General features: G+C 44.0%; 2 protein-coding genes. Both read left to right on the top strand.

The annotated features are described in order from the left end of the window. Nucleotides 1-404: 404 nt before the first annotated feature. Nucleotides 405-1,154: an SIMPL domain-containing protein gene (locus tag IQ242_RS23175; RefSeq protein WP_193961570.1), complete on the top strand. Its 750-nt coding sequence runs from the start codon at nt 405-407 to the stop codon at nt 1,152-1,154. A gap of 218 nt (nt 1,155-1,372) precedes the next feature. After that, complete coding sequence (locus tag IQ242_RS23170) at nt 1,373-1,837, top strand: helix-turn-helix domain-containing protein (protein ID WP_193961569.1); 465 nt, start codon at nt 1,373-1,375, stop codon at nt 1,835-1,837. Nucleotides 1,838-2,151 lie beyond the last annotated feature (314 nt).

The raw sequence follows: 2,151 nt of genomic DNA, 5'->3' as shown, positions 1-2,151 counted from the left end.
TCAAAAGCCTGAAGACTCGTGAAATGAAATTCGCAATCCCATTGAATTTTATCCCGTATTATGCGAACTAACCCCCAAAAGCCTTGCTACAGGGCAAATTTAGAATTGCTATTCTCAAGGAGATTTCCGTGATCGCAGTTTTAAAATGTCCCTCAAATAGAGAAGAATCAGAGGAAAGCTTATCCAGTCAAGTTTTGAGCGAAAGCGACCACAATCTCAGATATCTTGGGGAGTGTTGCAAAAATGAGGCATAAAGCCTCTTTTTAGGTGATTTATGGACAAGATAGTCGATCTGTAAAAACGCATCAACCTGACGCAAGAAAAATTTATTTTTGTAAATAATAATTTCAACTCGCTCGCTACTAGCATAGGATAGAAACGTCGAATTTTGAGGAGGAGTGACGATGAAAGACAGTTCTATATTCCGACGTTTCCCGCAGCTATTCGCGGGTTTGTCGGTGCTATCGATCGCCCTCGTTGTGAGTTCCTGGATAGCGGCGCGCTCGATCTTGGCGGTGAAACGGGCCAGCGATGTTTTTGTCGTGACCGGTTCGGCAAAAAGGGCGATTACATCCGATTATCTTCTCTGGCGTTTATCGGTTTCCAGTCAACAACCCACCGCCCGCGAAGCCTACCGCGATCTGATTCGACAAACCGAGCGGATACGAGCTTATCTCAAAGAAAAACAAGTTCCTGACGACGCAATCACCACCAACGCGATCGAGACGATGGCGATTCCCGAAGTAACAGCTAACGGCCAGGAAACCGGGCAAATTCTTGCCTATCGCCTCAGCCAACGCTTCGAGATCCGAGCGGGGGATGTGGCCCGTTACACGGAACTTTCTAGGCAGGTAACGGAATTGATCGAGGAGGGAATTAGCCTCGTCTCTGAACCCCCCCAATACCTTTACACCCAACTCGATAAGCTGCGGGTGGAAATGGTGGCTGCGGCGACCAAGGATGCGAGAGCGAGAGCCGAGGCGATCGCCAGTAGTACTGGCAGTCGGGTGGGAAGGGTGCGCGATGCGACAACGGGAGTTTTTCAGATCACCTCGCGCAATTCCACCGACGTGAGCGATTCGGGAATTTACGACACTTCCTCGATCGACAAAGATATTACCGCGGTCGTTTCGGTGACGTTTGGGATCGAGTGAATTACAAAACAATCCTTACTGCTTCCAGACAGGGGATCATCTGTGCTAGAGCTAGACTGGACGATGAGAGCGATATGAACTAAGCCAATCGGCTTCGCTGAGATTAGCGTTTCCAAAACTAATCTCGCAGATTTTGCGCTTTTGACGCTTCCTTTGGCAGACTTAGCGTTTGCTCTTAAATCCTGTTATAATAGAGTAAATAAAAACAATGAGATAAAATGCCCAAGAAAGCTTACTTAGCCGAACATCTAAGTTCAGAGGAACTGAAAGATAGATACAGAAGCAGTCAAGACTCAGTAGAAACAAGAAGATGGCACTTATTGTGGAAAATATCGTTAGGATGGACAATCAAAAATGCTGCAGTAGCTGTAGGATTAGATTATCAATATAGTTTTAGAATTCTCAAAAGATATAATGAATTAGGGGAAGAAGGAGTTAAAAATCTCAAGAAAAAAAGTGGGGAACATCGGAGAGGAAAAGAACCTTTATTGAAGGAAGAACAATTGCAAAAATTAAAAGAAGAACTGAAAAAACGTCCTGCCGATGGAGGAATCTGGACAGGTCCGAAGGTGGCTAGATGGATAGAAAAGGAAACGGGACGAGAAAAAGTTTGGAATCAAAGGGGATGGGATTACTTAAAAAAAGTGCAGATATTCTTGTCAAAAACCGAGACCAAAACATAAAAAGGGAGACCCAGTTAAACCAGAAAAATTTAAGCAGAATTTACCAGTAAAAGTCCAATAATTAAGAGATAAATTTCCCAATTCTCAGATAGAACTCAAAAACTTTAAGTTGCCGAGGGAATCATGCTCGATTTTCTACTTTCTCTCCCCGCTCCCTGTTACTTAACGAGTAATTTAGATAGGGGTTGCTGAATAAATCTAAAAACCTTGTTGGGTAAGACTTTTAGACTTTTGGGAAATCAAAAAGTGCCAGCCATTGGAGGGATCGGGGGGAAAATTCCGGGACTTTTTCCCTGAAAATTAGCTAATTTACC

The organism is Microcystis sp. LEGE 08355 (assembly GCF_015207185.1).
Classification (GTDB): domain Bacteria; phylum Cyanobacteriota; class Cyanobacteriia; order Cyanobacteriales; family Microcystaceae; genus Microcystis; species Microcystis panniformis.
This window is presented reverse-complemented; position numbering and strand designations above follow the sequence as displayed.